The organism is Hymenobacter sp. GOD-10R (assembly GCF_035609205.1).
Lineage (GTDB): Bacteria > Bacteroidota > Bacteroidia > Cytophagales > Hymenobacteraceae > Hymenobacter.
Map to the genome: position 1 here is coordinate 6,172,460 of NZ_CP141184.1, position 21,527 is coordinate 6,193,986.

Here is a 21,527-nt window from a genome sequence, read left to right on the forward strand (position 1 = left end):
ACAAGGGACATCACTGTGGGCCTCACCCACCCACTTACTACTATGATGACCGAAGCGGATTACTACGCCTTATTCGACGCTTACCGAAACGGGGAGCTGGCCGGGGCCGAACGCGCCAACTTGGAGCGCCGGCTTGCTGCTGACCCTAGCTTCGCCCAGCGGTATTATGATTTTGAAGAGCTCACCGAAACCTTAACTAATTACGGTGAACGTCTGGCTACACGCCAGAAGCTCCGCGCCATTCAGGCTGAGATTGACGAAGAAGAAACCATGGTGGAAACCGGCAACCCCAATATGCCGGTGATGCACATCTCACCCATGGAGCGCAAGCTGCGTGAGTTTTGGGGTGCCCACCGCGCTACGATGGCCGTTGCGGCATCCGTGGCCATCTTAGCGGTCTTCGTGACGCTGCTAGGTATGGAATGGTGGCGTACGTCACAAAGCTCTTCGCTGTATGGCTACACGGTGCTACGCCGCGAGGTAGAACGCATCAAACGCAACCAGCGTGCAATGGGACGGGCCATCAATCAGATTGACGGTAATAAGCCAGCAGACGCCACTAACCAAAGCAAGTTCAGCGGTACTGGCTTTGCCCTTACTGCCGATGGGTATTTGGTCACCAGCTACCACGTGATTCAGGGCGCCGATTCGCTGCTAGTGGAGAGCCGTGACCGGCAGCATTACCACGCCGAGCCCGTGTTTACCGACGTAGCCCACGACCTAGCTATTCTGCGAATTCGCGACAAGGATTTTGCCGGGTTTAAGCGTTTGCCTTATTCCTTCAAGCGCGGCCAATCAGACCTCGGCGAGAAGGTATATACCCTAGGCTACCCACGTGAAGAACTCGTGTTCAATGATGGTTCACTGAGTGCCCGCTCGGGTTTTGAGGGTGACACCGCCTTCTACCAAATCTCGATTCCGGTGAACCCTGGTAACAGCGGTGGTCCGTTGCTCGACGACCGGGGCAACCTGATTGGGGTGGTAAGCGGCCGGCAGATGGACGTGCAGAGTGCGGCTTTTGCTACCAAGTCATCCTACCTGATGAAACTAGTGGACTCACTAGCCTCAGCTAGCCCGAAAGAGCCTTATAACCTATCACGAACCAACCAACTTGCTGGCACTTCTCGCCCGCAGCAGATTCGTAAGTTGCAAGACTATGTGTTTGTGGTGAAGGTGTACGAATAAACTTAGCCTAGATAACATTCCCAAAAGCCCCGCCGACAGCGGGGCTTTTTTTGTGCCCATTTCTCATCAAGCCTAGCAGAACACACCTATAAGAGGTGCAGCACTACTGTTGAGCTTATGCTTGATAAATGCACCTTCATGCTATGCTCATTCCAAGCTTCATCCTTTGAACACCGGCTAGGAACAATCTTTCTAAACATCTATATTTAAAACCCTTACGCCCTTCTCTCCCCTCAACCCCACCTAGGTATGGACCGAAGATCCTTCCTCCGCAAAAATGCCACTACGGTAGTGGCACCTGCGCTTGCCGTAGCACCCAGCGTCTTGGCAGAAACTGTTGCTACCAGTGACGAAACGCTCAGCCCATACGCCAACAAAACGCTGCCTAAAACGGCACGTACTACGGCTGACCTCTCGCCCTACACTGGCGCTTGGACGACGGTTGAAGCAGCGCACCTGCTGCGCCGCACACTATTTGGCCCTACCCGCGCCGAGATAGTAGCTGCTGCCGGCCGTAGTCTGGTCGACGTGCTAGACGACCTACTTCGGCCCGCACCCAAGCCCGAGCCGCCCCTGAACGTAGCCGCTACCGATACCAGCGTAGCCATTGGCCAGACCTGGACTACGCAGCCTTTCGACCAAGCTGTGGAAGGGGTACGGCGTTCCTCGCTACGGGCGTGGTGGATGGGTCAGCTTGTTGGCCAGAACCTGTCAATCACGGAGAAAATGACGCTGTTCTGGCACAACCGCTTCGTTATAGAGCTAGGTGACATCAATGATGCGCGCTACGGCTACGTGTACTCGGCGCTGCTGCGGCAACAGGCACTGGGTAACATCAAGCAGCTCACCAAAGACGTAACCATCACGCCAGCGATGCTGCGCTACCTTAATGGCAATCAGAGCACGGCCGCTGCCCCAAATGAAAACTATGGCCGGGAGCTGCTGGAGCTTTTTACGGTGGGCAAAGGTCCACTCATCGGTCCCGGCAACTACACCAACTACACCGAGGACGATGTGAAAGCCGCCGCTCGGGTGCTCACAGGTTGGCGCGACAATGCCACGACACAGGCGGGCTACTACACTGCTAGCCGTCACGACACTGGTAGCAAGCAGTTTTCGGCGGCTTTCGGCAACCGCGTTATTACCAACGGCGGCGACCAGGAATACAAGACCCTGGTTGACATGATCTTCAGCCAGGCCGAAACGGCGCGCAACTTTTGCCGGGCGCTTTACCGCTGGTTTGTGTACTACGTTATCGACGAAGCCACGGAGCAGCAGATCATTCGCCCGCTCGCCACGCTGCTCTTACAGAGTAATTACGAGGTAGTGCCGGTGCTGCGGGCGCTGCTCGGCAGTCAGCATTTCTTTGATACTGTGAATGTCGGTTGTGTCATCAAGAGCCCCGTTGATTTTTCCGTGACCGTATGCCGGCAGATGCTGGTGGCCTTCCCTCCTAGCTCGGGTGTGGTGGCGCAATATGGTATGTGGGACTACCTCAACAGCCAAACCAACGTGCAGCAGCAATACCTAGGTGACCCACCCAATGTAGCGGGCTGGCCTGCTTATTACCAGACGCCGCAGTACTATGAAATGTGGATCAATGCCGTAACGCTGCCGCGCCGCAACCAGCTTACAGACCTGCTCATTGGGAATGGCTACACCCGCAACAGTTTCAAACTAATCATCGACCCTATTGCCCTCACCCTTACGCTACCTACCGCTACTGCTGCCGACCCCAACCTGCTGATAGCTGAATACAACAAGCTGCTCTTGCCCCTGGCCCTCACGAGCACGCAGCTAGCTTTCTTGAAGGAAACGTTGCTACCCGGCCTGCCCGATTTTGAGTGGACGGTGGAGTGGAACGCCTACCTAGCTACGCCTACGAATACGGCCAAGAAGAATGCCGTGCTGACCAAGTTGCAGGCCATGCTCCGCGCCATGATGGGCCTAGCTGAATACCACCTTAGCTGAAGAGTACCTGCGTGACCGAGTAGCTGAGCCAGAGTGTTCACGGCTTTCGCTACTCGCTTATCCTCTTACTCAGTTACTCACCTACTCAGTTCCCTAGAAATGAAACGCAGAGATTTTCTTCAGACGGCAGCAGCGGCGGCAGTGATGCCCGCCATGATGGGCGGCTTCCCGCTGGGGGCATACGGCTACTCACCAGAACTCTACGAACTAACGGGCGGCGCCACACAAACCGACCGAGTTTTGGTCTTAATTCAGCTCAATGGTGGCAACGACGGGCTGAACATGATTATCCCCCTCGACCAGTATTCGGCGTTAATGCATGCGCGCGGCGATATCGCTATTGCGGAAAACGAGGTATTGCGCCTAACAGCCGCTACGGGCATCCATCCAGCGATGGCGGCTATCAAGAATATGTATGCTAACGGCCAGATTGGGGTGGTGCAAAGCGTGGGCTACCCGAACCCAAACTTCAGCCACTTCCGCGCCACCGACATCTGGACCTCCGGTTCCGATTCCAACGTGACCATCACCTCCGGGTGGGCCGGGCGCTATCTGGATGGCGAATACCCTAGCTTCCCGACGGGCTACCCCAATGCCCAGACGCCCGACCCGCTGGCCATCAGCATTGGGTCGGTGGTGAGCAACTGCGTGCAAGGGCCTACGGTGAACATGGGCATGGCCATTGCCAGCACTTCGTCGTTCTACCAGCTGCTTTCGGGTGGCGTCGATACGGCGCCCAACACTCCGGCAGGCCACGAACTAACATTTATCCGGCAAGTGGTGCAGCAAACGCAGGTGTATACCACCAGCATCAAAACAGCCGCCAGCAAAGCCAAAAATCTGTCGCCGCTGTACCCAACGGCCGGGCAAAACACCTTAGCCGACCAGCTCAAGATTGTAGCCCAGCTCGTAGCAGGCGGGCTCCAAACACGGGTGTACGTGTGCAACCTAGGTGGCTTCGATACGCACGCCACGCAGGTACCAACCACCGGTAGCAATTCTACTGGTACGCACGCTACCCTGCTTGGTAGAATAGCGCAGGCACTCGAAGCTTTTCAGGATGACTTGCGCCTTCTGCGAGTGCAGGACCGCGTGGTGGGCATGACGTTCTCGGAGTTTGGGCGGCGCATCAAATCTAACTCCAGCAAGGGAACCGACCACGGTGCCGCGGCGCCGCTTATCGTGTTCGGCACTAGCGTCAACCCTATTATCCACGGCACTAATCCGGTGCTTCCTGACACAGCGGGCGTCAACGACAATGTGCCGATGCAATTCGATTTCCGCAGCATTTACGCCAGTATTTTGAAAGACTGGTTTGCCGTGCCGCAGAACGTCTTGAATGCCTTGCTACCTTCCGGCACTGGGCAATTTCCTTATGTGCCCGTGCTGCGCCCGGGCGTTGTGACCGGCACGGCCTCGGCCGCTGATTTGAGTGTTGCGGGTTTTAGCGTTTACCCCAACCCGGCGCGTACGCACGCAACCATTACGTTCGAATCGGGCGGTGGGCACGTGCAGGTGCTGGTGTTCGATATGGTGGGGCGGGAAGTACTTCGCGTGGTAGATCGTGCGTTGCCGAAGGGTCAGCAGCACCTACCCCTCGACGTCAGTCAGCTCGCAGCGGGCTCCTATTATTGTCACGTGCAGGAAGGCAGCCGGACTAACTCCCGGCTAGTGGCGGTGCAGTAAGACGATACGTATTCTTCTCACAGGAGCTAGGTTGACCTAGCTCCTGTGAGAACCTATATCCCTTGCTACAGAGCCCTTTTTGTAATGGTTGAGCCTGGAATTCCATTTCATTATTTCGGGGTTTCATACCCAACCGGCACGTCACTTCTGCGTACATGGGTTTCGGTGGTCGGCCAGACCGACTGCTGTTTTCAACCATCTGTCAATAAGCTCCGCTATGGAAAGCCAAATCGAACAACAGCTAGAAAAGATTTTACCTGAAGACATTGCTCGTACTTTTGAAAGCGCCTACCATGTCATTTTTCAGGGCGATTACGACAAAGTAGATGACTTGCTAAAAAATGGTGGCACACTGCTCAAAAAGGCAGCCCAGCGCTACACCACGACGCAACTTATCCTCGGCATTGCAGGATTAGCTGCCGTTGCGATAGTAGTGGCCAAAAAAGCCATTGAAGCCGCCGATGATGATTCTGCTTCGTCTGCTGCTCCCGTAGCCGACAAGAAATAGTTGCATTTTCAAGGTAAAAGCAAAGGCCTTCCACAGCATGTGGGAGGCCTTTGCTTTTAGTAACATTTCAGCTTCGCAGTTACCTGCCTTGATACTAGCGCATGTTAATTTTGAATTATTTAACTAATTTTTATAATACATTCTAATACGCTTTTGCTATACTTGGTATGACTATTTGTTCTTGTTCAACGAGCACAAGCACTGCATGAAGAAAACGACCATTCTCTTGCTGTTGGCTGCCGCAACTGTAGCGCCAACCACTATGTATAGCTCTCCCAATTCCTATCGAGTTGCCGCAAAAAGTCAGCAACTAAAGCGTAAGAAGCATAAGCAAGTCCGCCAAACCTACCAGCGTATCGTGCGCGGGCAGTGGCTGGCTGACCGAGACTAACCGGGCCGCAGAAAAAGTTAGCTTAAGCAGCGGGCTCTAGCACCGCTGCCGTGTTGTTGGCAGGCGAGTTAATCAACGTTGTAATCGCATATTCCTTCATCGCCTCTGTTGGATACGGTAGCAGCAGTTCTTGATGAGCAGCAGCCGGCACTCCATCATCGAGCCAAGCTAGCTCCGCTTGGCGGTCGGGCAGGATAACGGGCATACGGTTATGCAGCCGCGCCATCAGGTCGTTGGGTTCGGTAGTAATGATAGTGAACGTGGGAATCACTTCACCCGTGGTACGATCGGCCCACTCATCCCAGAGTCCCGCGAAAGCAAACGGCTGTTCATCACGCAACAGAATTCGGTGGGGCGTTTTGGGCGTTTTCGTCTTCGCCTCCGTTTGCTGCCATTCATAGAAGCTGTCGGCCAATACCAGACAACGGCGGCGCTGTAGCAACTGTCGAAACGACGGTTTTTCCGGCAACGTCTCGGCGCGTGCGTTGATGGGCTTAGGCGCCGCTTTCACGTCTTTCACCCAGCTTGGCAACAAGCCCCACTGCAACAGCTGAATACGACCGGGCTCCGTGTTCGTAATCACAGGTAAGCGCTGTGAAGGCGCCGCGTTATAGTTAGCAGGGGTTGGCTCCGTAAAACTTGCGTCGAAGCGCTCTTCAATAAAGGGAGCAGGCGAAATAAACGTGTAGCGGCCGCACATAAGCACAAGAAAAGCGGAGCTAGGCTCCGGTGGAAAAAGTCTAGTGAATTTACGCGGCAGCTAGCATAGAGTTCAGCTAACACGCCTAGCTCCTCGACAAGTTGCTAGGTGCCAGCTATTGTAAACAAAAAGCCGCCCTTCCTCTATGGAAGGGCGGCTTTCAACCAAAACCTTGCTATCAGGTAGCTAGCTTAGTTACGTACCAAAGGCAGCGTTACGTTGGTAGCACCGCCGCGTACCCGCACTATGTACGAGCCTTGACGTAGGTCTTGCACGTCGAAGACATGCTCCTGGGCACCAGCTAGCTTCTGCTCACGCACCACTCGCCCAGTGATATCCAACATCTGGATGGCGTAGTCGCCGGGAGCTAGCTCGGTTAGGTCGAGCGTGGCGCTACCCGCCGAGGGGTTTGGGTACAAGCTGATCGACGTTTTGGCCGTTGCGAACTGCACGGTTTCCACGTTGCTGTATTTGCTGTCACCGTCCGTATCTACTTGCCGCAGACGATAATACACTGTTCTCGCTCCCAGGCGGGCGGCTCGTACGTCGCGGTGGGCATACGCTGAAGCAGCGCTAGTTGTCCCCTTGCCTTGTACCTGCCCCACCTTGCTGAAGTTTGCTCCATCCGTTGAGCGTTCTACTTCAAAGTGGTCGTTGTCTTTCTCCGAAGCCGTAGCCCAGTTTAGTTGAGCATCTTCGCGGTCGGCGCGGGCGCTAAAAGCGGTAAGCTCTACGGGCAGCGGTGCTCCTACTTTCGCGAGCATGCTAGCCGTGTTGTTGCTTGGCGTTGGGTCCGGAGTGGTCGACGCCGACGTGGCCTCCGTGGTGAGCGTCTGCGAAAGTGTCACTGGCACGAAGAACGAAACCGAGTTGGTTACCGGCGCAGCCCCACTAGCGAGTGAGTTAATAGCTGGAAAGGTAACCTGACCCGTAAGTGGGTTGTACGTTCCGTCGTTGCTTATTTCTTTGATGCGGCCACGTGGCATTGCAATAGGCAACTGCATGGTAGGCTGCACGTTGGTAGCAGGCAAAGACCCACTGTTCGACGTCGACATAGAGTACGTGACCAGCGAATTTGTTTGCACTACTGACGGTCCACTCATCGTAGTAGCTACGTCGGCGCCCTGCACCGTCACGCTGATGTTGGCAGGGCTAGATGTATAGCTAGCACCCAGAATAGACTGCATGGTGTAGGGTACTTCCACAACGCCCGCGAACGTACCGCTCGGCTTGAACGTCACTATCCCCGCTGAATTGACGCTGAACGTTCCCTTTCCCGCTACAGCAACGCTACTCTGAATACCATCTCTGTTCGGATCTAGGTCGACGGTGGCCGGATCGATGCTGCTGCCTTGGGCTTCGTCGTTGCTTAGTACATCAATTGTAATCGGGTTGCTGTTGTATGTGGTCGTGGCTACGTCGTTGTTGGCGTAAGGCACACGCACAATATTCAGGTTCCGAATTTCGTGAATGTTCGTCAGGCTACCTGTCGAGCCGGCAAAACCTAGACGCAACCGATCGGGGGGCGTGTTCACCGTGAAATTCTCCACAGCCGTGCGCACCTGGTTGCCATGCTGAATACGCACGGTAATCTTATAGGTCTGGTTGGGCGCCGTACCACTGGCCACCACGTCGATGAAAGCACGCCGGTAGTCAGCCGAACCCGGCTGAGCGCGCGAAGTGCCTACGGCCAGCGGAAAACCTAGCGCATCAGAGCCGGTTCCTGTCAAATAAGGATAATCGGTGGTGGAAGAGCCGTTGCCAGCGCCGCGGATGGACACTGCGTTCGGGAATGTGGTATTATCCTTCGTGTTGTTGTAGCCTCCTACTCGGCCTTCCGAACCGTTAGCGTAGTTACCGTATTCATCGATACCGATGCCGATGTAGCCTTTAGAAACTCCATCGGCAATGGGCGTAATGTTACGTTGTGCGTACCCCAGAGCACCACCCGTTGAACCAATGCGGAATCCAGTGCTCGGCTGATCGGCATCTACTAAGAATACGCTAAAGCCGTCGGCTCCATTGCCACCGTAAGAGAAGAACTCAAAGGAAATGGTGAAACCTGCTGCCGACGAAAAACCGATTTTGTCGATTACATAACCGGCTTGAAAAGTGGAAGCATCCGTCAGGCGTAGATAACCTTGTCCGTTGATGTCGTTGCCGAGGGTGCTAGTACCGGTCAACCGCGCGGTGCCACCAAAGTCAAAGTTGGACGCTGTGTTTCCTTTGAAGGTTTCATTTCGCGGAAAACCAGCGGGTGTTGATTGCGCCAAGGCTGGCGTCAAGGCCGCGCTACCTAACAACGTCAATAGGCCAAAACGAAGCCGATGTGAGAGTGAATAAGTAGATAAAAGAGTAGAAAATGTCTTCATGCAAAGGCGGGAATACAGTATAAGTAATTCACTAACTTCTACTAAATAACCTACTCTACATGCCTACAGCAATACCCGATCCTATGGATAAATTTGAATAATACCATTTTAAGTAAATATTCTTTTTACTATTAACATAGTTTCAGAAATAGTTATATAAAATAATATGTCATTTAGGATGAATTAGTTAACCCATGTTGCTACATTCATTTTTCAAGCTCAACAACTTACGTTATTATTATTAAATATGTATTTTACAATATTTACAATCAACGGCTGTTCTTAAAAGTCCAATTGTAAGCTACCCAACTTACCATGACTCTGCTACGCGTCTGCCCGTTTACGGCGCGGCGAAATAGGACAGTTTGGGCGAGCCTAGGCGCCGTGTGTTTATAGCTCTTGAGTGGCTAGGCTACCCGGCACTTACATCCTTTTTTTACCTTGCGCAGTCAAAAGCAACTTTACTGTGGTAACGAAGACCGCAGGCGATACTTCTCGTTGATTGCAACTTCTTTCTGCACTTATGAAACACCTTCTCAACCTAGGTCTGCTTACTGGCTTGCTGTTAGCTGCGGCGCCTACTCACGCCCAGAAAGTTCTGACCTACACCGTCGAGGTTGATCCAGCCGCGCAAGATCAATTTCAGGTGAAGCTAGCATTGCCGAAGCTAGGCAAAGAGCAAAGTGTTTATCAGTTTGCGGCCACGGCGCCGGGCACTTACCAAGTGATGGACATTGGCCGTTTTGTGCGCAAGTTTGAAGCCTTCGACGGCAAAGGCAAGCCTGTAGAGGTGAAGCATATCAGCACCAATCAGTGGCAGTTTCTGAAGCCTGAGAAAGTCCGCGAAATTCGCTACACCATCGCCAAAACATGGAATGCCCCGTTCCCGGAGCACCAGGTATACCGCATGTGCGGCTCCCAGCTAGACGCTAGCCATGCCCTGCTCAATGGTCAGTGTTTGTTTGGTTATCCGCAGGGATGGCAAGCCAAGCCGCTGCGGGTGAAGCTCAACTACCCAAGCGGCTGGAAAGTAGGTACGCCCCTCACCCAGGATTCCGAGGGCTACTATACGGCTACCAGCTACGACCGGATCGTGGACTCGCCAATACTGCTGGGTCGCCTCACCGAATCGTCGACGAAGCTAGGTGACGCGGAAGTGGCACTGTACTGCTACTCCCAAACCGACATAATCCAAGCCCAACCCTTGCTCCAGAACATGCAGCAAATGCTGGACGCCGCGCAGAAGTTCTTGGTTCAGTTGCCAGTGAAGCGGTACACGTTCTTGTACGATTTCGAAGACCGCGACGCCGGCGCCTGGGAGCACTCCTATAGTTCCGAATATGCTGCCCGCGAATCGCCGCTCACTCCGCAAAAGGCGGCTAGCATCACCAGCACAGCTGCGCACGAGTTCTTCCACGTGGTGACGCCCCTGAACATCCACTCGGAGATTATTGAGCACTTTAACTTCGTGCAGCCTACCGGCTCGGAGCACCTGTGGCTCTACGAAGGCACTACGGAATGGGCCTCTGACCTGATGCAGCTGCGCGGCGGCCTGATCACGCTAGACGAGTACTTACAGGAGCTGAGCGGCAAAGTAGCTTACGACCACCAGTACGCCGACACCACGTATTCGCTCAGCAAGCTAGGGCTGAACTCGTTCAGCGATGAAGGCCAGCGCCAGTACGGCAATATCTACCAGCGCGGTGCCGTGACGGCCGCGCTACTCGACATCCGGCTGCTAGAACTGAGCGGCGGCAAGCGCGGCTTCCGGGAAGTAATCCTGGATCTGACGAAAAAGTACGGTCCCGATAAACCCTTCAATGAAAAGACATTCTTCCAGGATTTCACCCAGATGACCTACCCCGAGATAGGGGACTTCTTCAAGCGCTACGTGCAGGGTGCCGAGCCACTTCCCTTAGCCGAGTATTTTGCCAAAATAGGCGTTCAGTACACGCCCGTGCTGCACCTAGGCCAGAAAGTAGGCTACATGGGAAGCAGCTTTACTACCCTCGACGGTATAACTACCTTCGCCAAGCTTAGCTCGGAATTACAAGCTTGCGGCGTAGCCGATGGCGACCAGTTTGTAAGCTACCAAGGCACCGCAATCCGGCCAGATAATTTGCGAGCCACGCTCAACCAGGTCAAGACCAGCAAACCCGGCCAGGAGTACGACATGATCATCCGCCACCAAGGCGCCGAGAAGAAAGTACACTGCCGCCTGCTAGGGCGCGAAGACGTGAAATTCTACGACTTTGCCGTGATGCCCAACGCTACCCCCGCGCAGCTAGCATTACGCAAAGCTTGGATGACGAATCTGTAGGTTCTCACCACTAGTATTACGCAACGTTACTCACCTAGCTCGCCCCAAGTGTGGTATCGCTTTCACAAGCTGTACTATGCTTGGGGCGAGCTAGGTGAGTAACGTTGACTTGGCTAGTAGCCAAATCAGCCGTTATTACTGGCCGATTGATAAGCTTCCAGCAGCATCGCGCGTTTGGCCTGTGCCTATAGTGCCATAATGCACCACCACCACATTAGGGAAAGCGCCCTTCTTCTTGCTGTATATATTCACAGTGTATCCATCGCCTACGTAGCGAATGCCTTCGCACTCAACGCAGGTAATGGGTTCCGTTTTGATTTTAAGAGCCCGCAACTCACTTTTTAGCTGGTTGACGCACGAACCCATTGGGGTTTTGAATACCACATCATACTTCCCCTGATTCGCACGTAAGCTGATCCACGCTGGCGCCGCGTCATCAGATGAGGCTGCGGTGCTTCCTTGAGGGGCAAAAGTCCAGTAAGGGTCTTTACCTCCGTCCACTGAGCCCCGATACGCCCATTCGATAGCTGGCAAATACCGCGCTACTGCGGAAGAAGGGGATTGTGTGATAGGCGTGTTGCCTAGTGCTAGCAGGCTCGACAGGGGCAGACATTGCGCTTGGAGCGAGCGAGCGTCAAAAAATAAAAACGCGCAAATAGAGCAGAACAGAGCGGTGAACTTCTTCATAAAGAGTTCTAAGAACAATACAAATTCACAAAATACTATTTTGCTTACAATGAAGCATTCTGAAAAATCAGAATGGCAGGCTTGGGCACAAAACATGCCTAATTTTAGCTATAAAAACTTCCTTAACTGAGCGTTCCATTTCTTCTTCTGCTGTGTTTATTGATTTTTACCCTGAAAACAGCCTCTTTATTGTGTGTATAACCGTTTACTGATCTTTATCATTATACAAAGCATATGATATTCTATGCAACGGCATGGTATTAGTAAGTTCCTATTCTATTTTAATAAGCTTAGCTTACTTATTACGCCTATTTTTTAATGCGACACGTTTACTCGCTTGTGCTTGCATCCACTGTTGCGGTAGGAATGCAACTGGAAGCAAATGCACAGGCTCCCACAAGAACCACCCTTTCCGGCACTATCCACACCGACAGCGGTGATCCACTACCAGGTGCTACCATCTTTGTAAAAGGCACCTTTTTGGGCGGCAGTTCCAACAACGATGGCCGCTTCGTATTTCCGGTAGAGGGCATCAGTTATCCGGCCGTACTCACGGTATCATTCATTGGGTATGAAACGCAGCAAGTAAATCTTGACGGACCTAACCCGAACGGCTCGATTGAGGTTACGCTCCAGCCCAGCGTCTCGATTGCCAACGAAGTGGTCGTATCCGCCTCGCGTGTAGAAGAAAATATTCTGCGCGCTCCGGTAACAGTTGAAAAGCTTACGACTCCGCAGGTAGGCCGCATCACTACACCCGACCTCCTGAGTGGTCTGGCGCAGTATAAAGGCATCGACTTGAACTCGGCAAGCATGCTGACGACCAGCATTAGTACGCGCGGGTTCAACAGCGCCAAATCAGAGCGTGTGATTCAGATGGTCGATTACATGGATACCCAGTCGCCCTCCCTGAACTTGAACCTAGGCAACGGCACGGGCTTACCCGAGGTAGATGTGGCTAGCGTGGAAGTTATCCACGGCCCAGCTTCAGCGCTTTACGGTGCTAACGCCTTCAACGGGGTTGTATTAACCAACTCCAAAGACCCTTTCACGACAGAAGGACTTACCGTGCGGCTACGTGGCGGACAACGCTCGATGTTGGATGGCCAAATACGCTACGCGAAGCGACTAAGTCAGAAGCTAGCTTTCAAGATAACGGGTAGCTACTTCACGGCTAACGACTGGATAGCGAACAACTACGCGGCTACTTCATCGGTGCTGGTGCCCCAAAACAATGCTGCCAATTCGGACCTAGGCTACGATGCCGTGAACCGCTACGGTGACGTTGGCAATACGTATACCGCCAGCGCCGGAGCCCTTAAGGGCAAAACGGCGTTCATGCCGGGGTGGTCGGAGCGTGAGCTGATTGCCAACGATAATAAGGCACGGCTGTACCGCATCAATCCTTCTATTTCTTATCTGATTACTGATCGGGTAAAAGCCACGCTGGACTTCAAGCGTAGTGAGGGCACCAGTTCCTATCAGAGTGCTAGCCGTTACCGCTTCAAGAATTTTGGCACCGACCAGTACCGCGCTGAAGTAAAGAGCGACAATTGGTTTGTGCGTGCGTATCAAACCCAGGACTTTGGGCACGACAGCTACGACATGGGGTTCCTAGGAGCCTTCATGCAGAACAGCATAGACCCACGGCAGGTGAACGCCGACGGCACTCCTAAGCGCAACGCCGATGGCTCGGGCATCACGTATGCCCAAGGCTATTTCACCCAATATGCCCAAACCTATAATACGTACCTAGCTTCGCACAACGGCGATGTGCGTGGCGCAGAAGCCGCCGCTCGTGCTGCAGCTGCTCCGTATCAGCTCACAGCCAGCTCTCCGGAGTTTGTAACGCTCCGCAAAGCAGTAAGCCAAGATGCTACTCCCGGTCAGGGCGCCCGGCTTAATCCTAGCTCCTTCCTCAACGATGTGAGCGGGCAGTACAACTTCAAGTTTAGCTCAGTTGATTTGATCGTAGGTGGTGCTTACCGCGAATTTCGCCTAGGTTCTGATGGCAAGCTATTCAGTGACTCTGATGGCAAACGCATCCACAACTTTGAGTATGGGGGCTACGCACAAGCGTCCCGTCAGCTGTTTGCCGATCATCTGAAGCTAGCTATTGCGGGCCGGGTTGACGACTTCAAGAACTTCAAACCAGCTTTCTCACCACGCGCTTCAGCCGTATTGTCGTTGGGCGACAAGAAACAGCATAACTTCCGCACCAGCTACGGACAAGCATTCCGTTCGCCTACGCAGCTCGATCAGTACATCCGCCTGGATGTGGGCCGTGCAGTATTGCTAGGCAACGCAGGCAACGGCTTTGAAGGTCTCTCAACCGCTGATGCGGTCACGCCCGTATCCATCCAAGCGCTAAAGCTGGAACAGGTAAAGACTTACGAAATTGGTTATAAAGGCCTATTGAGCGAGAAGTTGGTGCTAGACATCAATTATTATCGCAGCCGCTACAACCACTTCATTGGTGCCCGTCAGTTCATTGGCAACCTCGACGGAACTCGTCCAAGCCAGGCCCAAGTGGCGGTAGCAGCTCCTAAGCAGTTCCAGGATGCTGGCCTATCGACCCGCGTAATTCAGGCGTGGACCAATGCCGACCAAGAGGTAAATACCCAGGGTGCCGCAGCTAGCCTTTCGTACTCGGTAGACAAGATGTTGAGCCTGACTGGCAACTATACGCTGAACCTACTTTCAGAGAAGAACCTACCCAGTGGCTTCCAAACGTTTTTCAACACGCCCAAGCACAAGTACAACGTGGGTGCCTTCGGCGACATCAACCGCCAGCTTAGCTACACCGTGAACTACCGGTGGGCGCAGGGTCATCACTATGAGTTACCCTTTGCCGTTGGCCAGCTTGGTAGCTACTCGTCGCTCGATGCGCAGGTGAGCTATACCATCCCCGCCATATCAACGACGGTGCAAGTAGGCGGCTCGAACCTAGCAAACAGCCGCAACATTCAGGTGTACGGTGGCCCACAAATCGGCCGCCTAGCTTACCTAGGCTTGCTCGTGAATTTGAAGTAAGATAGTCGTAAGTGTTAAAGAAAGGCCCGCCGGAAGCAATTCCGGCGGGCCTTTCTTTTATCTAGGTTATCCCTTCGTGGCTAGGTACCGCGTGAGACAATCGTCTAGTTCTTTAGAACACCTCCCCTAGGTTGAAGGTGAGGCCGCGGGAGCCATCGGCCCCGAAACCATAATCGACAGCTAGGTTTGTACGCGAAATTTTGTTCATGCTTAGGCGCAGACCGAACCCAGCGGCAGGCACTACCTTCTCGAAGTTGTGCGTCACGCGCTCCGACACGGCTTGGGCATTGGTAAACAGAACGCCGCCGAGCAAGCGGTTGCGGGTGATGCCAAAACGATACTCCGCCTCCCCATACAGGAGGTCTTTGCCCCGAAAACGACCCTGAATAAAGCCGCGCCCGATGCTGCTGTAGGTGTCCCAGCCGGTGCTAGGCAAGTCCAAGAAGGGCGGGTTTCCATGTAGCGTGAGTGCGTTGTATGACCAGAAAGCCAGCACATTGCCGGTGTCCGTCACCCGCAGATACTTGCGCACGTCCAGCAATAACGACTGAAAGTTGGTGTCGCTGCCGAGCAGCTTTAGGTTGGGGCGCAGCACGAGGTTAGTGTAAAAGCCACGCTCCGGATTGATGGCGTTGCCGCGGCTATCGTAGAGCAAGGTCATGGCGACGCCTGACGAAATGGAATGGCCTTTCACCCCGAGGGAGTAGTCGGAAATGCTGGTTACTTCCTGAGTCTTGTTCCTACTCTCTATGTTCCAGTGGTAGTCAAGCTGGTAGCCTAGCCCGGCATAAAAGCTAGGTCGAACCTTGAACAGCGCACTCTGGTAGAAGCGCAAGTACTCGTAGTCCATCGCAATCGGCCGGTCGATGGAGGTATGGATGCCGAGGCCGTAGGTATTCTGCGGGTAATGCATGAGGCGCCAGTCGCCCACCCAGTTAATGCGGTTCTGCGCCTTCCAGATCGAAGATGCAGCCGTGAATATAATCTGGCGGTTTTGAGTGTATGACAGCGCCGCAATAAGCGTCGACATGTTCGCATCTTGCTCATGGTACGATACGTTGCCAGTGAGCTGAACCAGCCCTCGGGTTTGCTGCGTGTAGCCGGGCGCCGGAATAATCCAGACGAATTTGCGGTCGGCTGATAAGCTTAGCGTGTCCTTATCGACCTCCACCGGCTGCGGGAAGAACTTATGAAAGACGTCGCGAATATCTCGCTCGCCCGTCAGAGCAATGGCTTGATTGCGAGATACGTGCGGTCGTTTGTACGACGGGCTACTCAGCGTGTCGGATTGAGCAACGGCGGCATGCCTTCCAAACAGTAGAAACGCGCTCAGCACCAGCAGCCAACAACGATAAAACATGGTATGCAAACAAAATCAATCGGTCACGCGCTTCTGTCCTGATCCGAGCAGCCCCGCGCCAACAGCAACCTACCTAGGTCAGCCGAAGTTAGGAGCCGTCCGGCTCCGGCGGCTCTTCTAAAGTCGGGCCAGCCTTCGCGTAGAAACAAGTCGGCACTTGTTGGGGTAAGGAATGTGCGGCGGAAATAGTTTATTCAGCCCTTGTTAACCACTGACGCCGGGAGTTGTTCAACGCCCTTTCACTCGCTACTAGTATTTCCCGCGTAAGCCTGCTCACTACTTGTCCTAGCTTTTTATGCCAGAAGGGGTTGCACCGGACCTAGCCATCAGCATTATCATTCCTACGTTCAACGAGGCCGATCAGATTGGCAGCTTAGTGCAGCGGCTCCAAATGATCGGTGGCCCCGAGTCGCCGCTGGAAATAATTGTGGCCGATGGGCACAGCACCGATGACACGGCAACGCTGGCGCGGGCCGCCGGCGCTACGGTGGTGCCGTGCCCGCGCAAGGGCCGGGCCGCGCAGCTGAACTACGGCGCGGCATCTTCCTCGGGCGCCATTCTGTATTTTTTGCACGCCGACTCGTACCCCCCGCCGGGCTTCCTAGCGGCCATCCGGCAAGCGGTAGCAGCTGGCTACGGCAGTGGCTGCTACCGCCTTGCCTTCGACCATCACCACTGGCTGCTGCAAGCCAGCGCCTGGTTTACCCGCTTCGACGTGAACCTGTTTCGCTTTGGCGACCAGAGCCTGTTTGTGCGCCGCGACGTGTTCGAGCAAGTAGGAGGCTACTCAGAAAAGCTGCTTGTGATGGAAGACCAGGAGATTATCGAGCGTCTACAGCGCTGTAGCCGCTTTCGAGTTTTACCGGGCGTTGTTACCACTTCGGCCCGCAAGTACCTCGACAACGGCGTTGTTCGCTTGCAAAGCATCTTTGGGCTGATTTGTGTGCTCTACCGGTTCGGCGTGTCGCAGCCCAACCTCGTGCGTGTATACCGCAAGCTCATCCGGCAGGATAAGATCTGAAAATCGCCAATTTCGCAGGTAGTCTATCGTTCACTTGGGTCACCTAGGTTTGCAGTCGGTGCAACTATACTGCTCAGAATAGAGTAACGAAATAGTGACTGAGCGACTAAGCGGCTGCATGTTGTCGTTCTCACATTCGCACAGTCATTCACTCAGTCAATCAGCTACTTAGTCATTGTATGGACGAGCATGCCAAAATTGAAGAACTAGGCAAGCCGCGGGTTGTCATTGTCGGCGGTGGTTTTGGTGGTTTGGAGCTTGCGAAAGCGCTACGCCACGTCAATGTGCAGGTGGTGCTTATCGACAAGCAGAACTACCACACGTTCCAGCCCCTACTCTACCAAGTTGCCACGGCTGGCCTTGATGCTGATGACATTGTGTCGCCCTTCCGCAAGATCTTGGAAGAGCAGGACAACGTGTTCTTCCGCATGGCCGAAGTGCAAGCCGTCGATACTGACAATCAAGTGGTAAGAACGTCCATCGGGTTGGTGAAGTATGACTACTTAGTGATTGCCACGGGCGCCACCACCAACTACTTTGGTGACCAAGAAATGGCGAAAAACTCGGTGGCTATCAAGTCCGTGGAAGATGCCATTATGCTCCGCAACACGGTGCTCAATAATTTCGAGAAGGCGTTGCAAGTAGAAGACCCCATAGAGCGGAACAGTCTGCTCGACTTTGTGATTGTGGGCGGTGGGCCGACCGGGGTGGAAGTGGCTGGGGCGCTCAGCGAACTGCGCAAGCATGTTTTCCCCAAAGACTATCGGGAGCTCGACTTCAAGGAAATGGACATTCACCTGATTCAGAGCGGACCGGCGCTGCTGAAAGGGATGTCGCCGGAGGCTTCGCAAAAGGCTCTGGACTTCTTACAAAACTTTGGGGTCGATGTGATGCTCGACCGTCGCGTGAAGTCGTACGATGGCTACACTGTGACGCTGAATACCGGCGAAACACTCATTACGCGCACGCTCATCTGGGCCGCCGGCGTGTCGGGCGCTCCTATTGAAGGCATACGCAAGGAAAGCGTTTTGAAAGGCAACCGCTACCAAGTAGACGAACACAACCGCATTACAGGTTACAACAACATATTTGCCATCGGTGACATCGCCGCTATGGTCACGCCCGACTACCCAGAAGGGCACCCAATGGTAGCACAGCCAGCTATTCAGCAAGGAAAGCTACTAGCCAAGAATATAGCTAACTTATTATACCAGCGCGGTTTAGAAAAATTCCACTATCACGACAAAGGCGCCATGGCGACTATTGGGCGCAACCACGCGGTAGCCGATGTGAAGCTTTTCAACAAGGAGTTTCGCACCCAAGGCTTCTTTGCCTGGCTGATGTGGACATTTGTACACGTTATTTCGCTGGTCAGCTTCCGCAACCGCTTGGCCGTGTTTATCAGCTGGACCTGGAGCTATTTCAACCTCGACAAAGGCTTACGTTTTATTATCGGCAACAAGCGCGAACCGATACCAGTGGAAGAAACCGCCCCAAAGGAACTGGTGTAAACCTAGCTCCTTCGGAGGCTAAAGTTTCATCGGTTTACAGGATAGGTGCTGCTACCATTTCCACCGAAGGTGTGCCATTGTTAGGCACCACTTTCGGCCAGCCGTTCTCATAAATTACCCGGTCGAGTAGCATCACGCGGCGGGAGTAACCTTGCTCATCGTTGATAGCATCGAAGGTGGGCTGAGCCGTATCGATAGCGTGATAGGCTATCCAATCTTGGCCGGCGGCATCGGTAACGATGGAGTTATGGCCCGGCGCCCGCCACTTGTCATTACCCTCCAGAATGATGCTGTGTGACTGTCCGGTGGCTTGCGCAAGCGTCTCGAACGGCCCCATTGCATTGCGCGACCTAGCTACCATCACACCGTAGTGGGCATCATCGCCGCAGCAATTATTGCCGGAGTAGAACAAGTAATACCACCCATCGCGCAAGACGACCCAACTCCCTTCAATGAGCCGGTCGTAGTTATTCGGGTCGTCTTCCTGGATGGTTTGTACCAACTCAATTTCCTCAGTACCGGGTACAAATGACCTGCCATCGGGTGCTAGCTCCCGTACCCGCAGCGGTCCGAACCCGGAGCCCCAGTAGAGCAACCGCTTACCGGTAGCTGGGTCGTCAAATGACATTGGGTCAATATTCAAGAAACCCTCGCCGCACTGAAACGGCTCGCCTACATCGACGAAAGGCCCAGCGGGCGAATCGGCAATAGCTAGGGCTAGGCACAAGCCTTCGTTGCTGTCGGGTTGGGCGGAGTAATAGAGATAGTAGCGGCCGTCGTGCTCACTCACATCGGGCGCCCAAATGCGTTGGGTGGAGCTAGCCCACGTTGGCTTTTCGGGTAATCCCTCTCCTAGCAGCTCCCAATTTACTAGGTCGGTAGAGCGCGCTATTTGCAGGTTGATGATGGTGCCACGATACTTGGTTTGGGTGCCGTAGGCATAATAAAAACCATCGGCGGCACGCAGCAGGGTTGGGTCTGGGAAGTCTTCGTTGAGAATGGGGTTTTGGTAGGAAGCAGGGGCGTTGTCGGGCATGGGCTAGGGCGGTATGTTGGTAGTGAATCGTGTGGCACTAGAAGCTAGAACTAGTTCCCCTCTTTTTTTAAATTCTGCGCATCAAGCGGCGTGGGTTAGGGGTGGTCCAGCTAGAACTAGAAAACCAGAGCTGGCTTCTAGTATCGTTCAAACGATTGGAACCACCCCTGGCCCCTCCTTAAACAAGGAGGGGAACTAGTTCTAGCTTTTCTACAAAAGTACTTTGTACATAGTAAGCAGTTGACTCTTACTTCGATGCAACGGGCGGCGAACCACGGAAGGCATCTTGCTTGGCTACGGCGGGCAGCTTTACGGGCTTGCCGTCCTTCGCCGATTGGTAAATGGCTTCCATGATGCGTTGATCCTGCAAGCCTTCTTCACCAGGGGTGTATGGGCGCTTGTTTTCTTTCACGCACTCCGAGAAGTGGTCCATTTCTAGGGCAAACTGGTTCTTCTCACCGATGTTTACGGCGGCTTTGTTTTCGGTGCCTTCTTCGTCGGCGTTGGCGCGCTCCAACTTCAGGCCGTGATACGTGAAGGCCGGGTCCATCTGAATCCAACCGGTTTCGCTGTACACGCGGTAGCGCTTAGCATTGTAGCTGCCATAACCCGTGGCGCAGTTAGCCAATACGCCGCTCGGAAAGCGCAGCGTAAATGTCACATTCTCCTCTACTTCTTTGAAGCGTGGGTCACCGGGCGTGCTGTAGATCTGGGCCGACACCTCGCTCGGCTCTTCACCTAGCAAGAAGCGCACGGTGTTCAGGCAATACAAACCGACATCGGGCAGGGAGCCGCCACCTGCTAGGGCTTTTTTCTGCCGCCACTGGTTCGGGTCGCCCTGGTTCTGACAGTTCATGGCCTCAATCATCTTGGTCTTGCCATACGCTTTGTTGCGCACCAGTTCCTGCACTTTGCGGTTCATGGGCTCGTACTGAATGCGGTAGGCAATCATGAGCTTCTTGCCGGCTTTCTCACACGCCTCAATCATCTTCTCGCACTCCTTCGCCGAAGTCGCCATCGGCTTTTCGCACAAGATATGCTTGCCCGCCTTGGCCCCGCGCACGGTGTACTCCATGTGCATGGAGTTGGGCAGCACGATGTAGATAACGTCTACCTCCTTGTTGTCCTTTAGCTTATCGTAGGTTTCGTAGCTGTAACAGTTGTCGGGTTTCACGCCGTATTGGCGAGCTATCTTCTGCATCTTATCAGGCGAGCCGCTCACCAGCGCCACTAGCTTCGACTTCTTACTTTGGGATAAGGCGGGTAGAATTTCTTCCAGCGTCAAGTGACCTAGCCCCACTACAGCGTAGCCCACGCGCTGATCGACTGGCTGCGGATTCGGAACGCCAGCACTTTTGGGTTCCGTCTTCGCATTGATTTCAGGTAGGTGCACGTCGGTTGGGCCGGAGCCTTGGGGCCATAAGCTAGCTGCTGCGTCGTCCGACTTAGCTTCGACTGTGCCGACGGTTCCGAGCAGGCCGCCGGCTACGCCGACCGCCAGGAGGCCGCGACCCGCCTGGTTGATAAATTGCCGCCGCGACGCATCGCACGATGCGTCCGTTTGGTTCGTAGCTTGTTGCTGTTCAAGCATGATTTCTCAGGTGTAATAGGGTGAGGGGGAAACTTAGGGAGTAATCGAGATTGCGCAGCTTTCTGCTGTTCACAGCCACCGCACTACTTCCTACGCTGATTCCTCTTTACGTAGGCCGTTCCCCCTCAGACCTACAAAACCTTGGCAGCAATTCA

16 protein-coding genes are annotated in these 21,527 nt (G+C 54.1%); 10 read left to right on the top strand and 6 right to left on the bottom strand.

Annotated features, from left to right (window positions below):
• Positions 1–42 precede the first annotated feature (42 nt).
• The 5 genes from SD425_RS24580 to SD425_RS24600 all read left to right on the top strand — a co-directional run bounded on the left by SD425_RS24580 (position 43) and on the right by SD425_RS24600 (position 5,741).
• A complete protein-coding gene (locus SD425_RS24580; RefSeq protein ID WP_324673323.1) occupies positions 43–1,185 on the top strand; it encodes a serine protease in 1,143 nt (380 codons plus the stop codon).
• A 249-nt stretch (positions 1,186–1,434) separates the two neighbouring features.
• Positions 1,435–3,156, top strand: coding sequence for a DUF1800 domain-containing protein (locus SD425_RS24585; RefSeq protein WP_324673325.1), 1,722 nt, complete (start codon positions 1,435–1,437; stop codon positions 3,154–3,156).
• Between the two features lie 99 nt (positions 3,157–3,255).
• The gene (locus SD425_RS24590) at positions 3,256–4,842 is read left to right on the top strand and encodes a DUF1501 domain-containing protein (protein WP_324673327.1); all 1,587 of its coding nucleotides are present in this window, start codon (positions 3,256–3,258) and stop codon (positions 4,840–4,842) included.
• A gap of 217 nt (positions 4,843–5,059) precedes the next feature.
• Positions 5,060–5,350, top strand: a complete 291-nt coding sequence (locus SD425_RS24595; protein ID WP_324673329.1) for a hypothetical protein — start codon at positions 5,060–5,062, stop codon at positions 5,348–5,350.
• Positions 5,351–5,555: 205 nt separating this feature from the next.
• Complete coding sequence (locus SD425_RS24600; protein WP_324673331.1) at positions 5,556–5,741, top strand: hypothetical protein; 186 nt, start codon at positions 5,556–5,558, stop codon at positions 5,739–5,741.
• 22 nt (positions 5,742–5,763) lie between these two features.
• Here SD425_RS24600 and SD425_RS24605 read toward each other — a convergent pair whose 3' ends face one another.
• Together SD425_RS24605 and SD425_RS24610 are read right to left on the bottom strand one after the other, a co-directional pair.
• Positions 5,764–6,441, bottom strand: coding sequence for an SOS response-associated peptidase (locus SD425_RS24605; protein WP_324673333.1), 678 nt, complete (start codon positions 6,439–6,441; stop codon positions 5,764–5,766).
• Positions 6,442–6,632: 191 nt separating this feature from the next.
• The gene (locus SD425_RS24610) at positions 6,633–8,813 is read right to left on the bottom strand and encodes a lectin-like domain-containing protein (protein WP_324673335.1); all 2,181 of its coding nucleotides are present in this window, start codon (positions 8,811–8,813) and stop codon (positions 6,633–6,635) included.
• A 523-nt stretch (positions 8,814–9,336) separates the two neighbouring features.
• Here SD425_RS24610 and SD425_RS24615 point away from each other — a divergent pair.
• The gene (locus SD425_RS24615) at positions 9,337–11,133 is read left to right on the top strand and encodes a peptidase (protein ID WP_324673337.1); all 1,797 of its coding nucleotides are present in this window, start codon (positions 9,337–9,339) and stop codon (positions 11,131–11,133) included.
• 135 nt (positions 11,134–11,268) lie between these two features.
• Here SD425_RS24615 and SD425_RS24620 read toward each other — a convergent pair whose 3' ends face one another.
• Complete coding sequence (locus SD425_RS24620) at positions 11,269–11,916, bottom strand: hypothetical protein (protein WP_324673338.1); 648 nt, start codon at positions 11,914–11,916, stop codon at positions 11,269–11,271.
• Between the two features lie 243 nt (positions 11,917–12,159).
• Here SD425_RS24620 and SD425_RS24625 point away from each other — a divergent pair, with 243 nt between their 5' ends.
• Positions 12,160–14,853 carry a TonB-dependent receptor gene (locus SD425_RS24625; protein ID WP_324673340.1) on the top strand — a complete coding sequence of 898 codons (2,694 nt, stop codon included), beginning with the start codon at positions 12,160–12,162 and terminating at the stop codon, positions 14,851–14,853.
• Between the two features lie 112 nt (positions 14,854–14,965).
• Here the strand turns inward: SD425_RS24625 and SD425_RS24630 are convergent, their stop codons facing one another.
• A complete protein-coding gene (locus tag SD425_RS24630) occupies positions 14,966–16,213 on the bottom strand; it encodes a BamA/TamA family outer membrane protein (RefSeq protein WP_324673342.1) in 1,248 nt (415 codons plus the stop codon).
• On the opposite strand from SD425_RS24630, the gene SD425_RS24635 reads away from it, so the two are divergent.
• The 3 genes from SD425_RS24635 (at position 16,212) to SD425_RS24645 (ending at position 18,745) form a co-directional block, all read left to right on the top strand.
• Complete coding sequence (locus SD425_RS24635) at positions 16,212–16,334, top strand: hypothetical protein (RefSeq protein WP_324673344.1); 123 nt, start codon at positions 16,212–16,214, stop codon at positions 16,332–16,334. The two genes, SD425_RS24630 and SD425_RS24635, sit on opposite strands and share 2 nt — an antisense overlap.
• 174 nt (positions 16,335–16,508) lie before the next feature.
• A complete protein-coding gene (locus tag SD425_RS24640) occupies positions 16,509–17,234 on the top strand; it encodes a TIGR04283 family arsenosugar biosynthesis glycosyltransferase (protein WP_324673346.1) in 726 nt (241 codons plus the stop codon).
• Between the two features lie 179 nt (positions 17,235–17,413).
• On the top strand, positions 17,414–18,745 hold the full coding sequence (locus SD425_RS24645; RefSeq protein WP_324673348.1) for an NAD(P)/FAD-dependent oxidoreductase: 1,332 nt from the start codon (positions 17,414–17,416) through the stop codon (positions 18,743–18,745).
• 34 nt (positions 18,746–18,779) lie between these two features.
• Here the strand turns inward: SD425_RS24645 and SD425_RS24650 are convergent, their stop codons facing one another.
• Both SD425_RS24650 and SD425_RS24655 read right to left on the bottom strand, forming a co-directional pair.
• Positions 18,780–19,781 carry a glycoside hydrolase family 43 protein gene (locus SD425_RS24650; RefSeq protein ID WP_324673350.1) on the bottom strand — a complete coding sequence of 334 codons (1,002 nt, stop codon included), beginning with the start codon at positions 19,779–19,781 and terminating at the stop codon, positions 18,780–18,782.
• 247 nt (positions 19,782–20,028) lie between these two features.
• A complete protein-coding gene (locus SD425_RS24655; protein ID WP_324673352.1) occupies positions 20,029–21,372 on the bottom strand; it encodes a Gfo/Idh/MocA family oxidoreductase in 1,344 nt (447 codons plus the stop codon).
• Between the last annotated feature and the right edge of the window lie 155 nt (positions 21,373–21,527).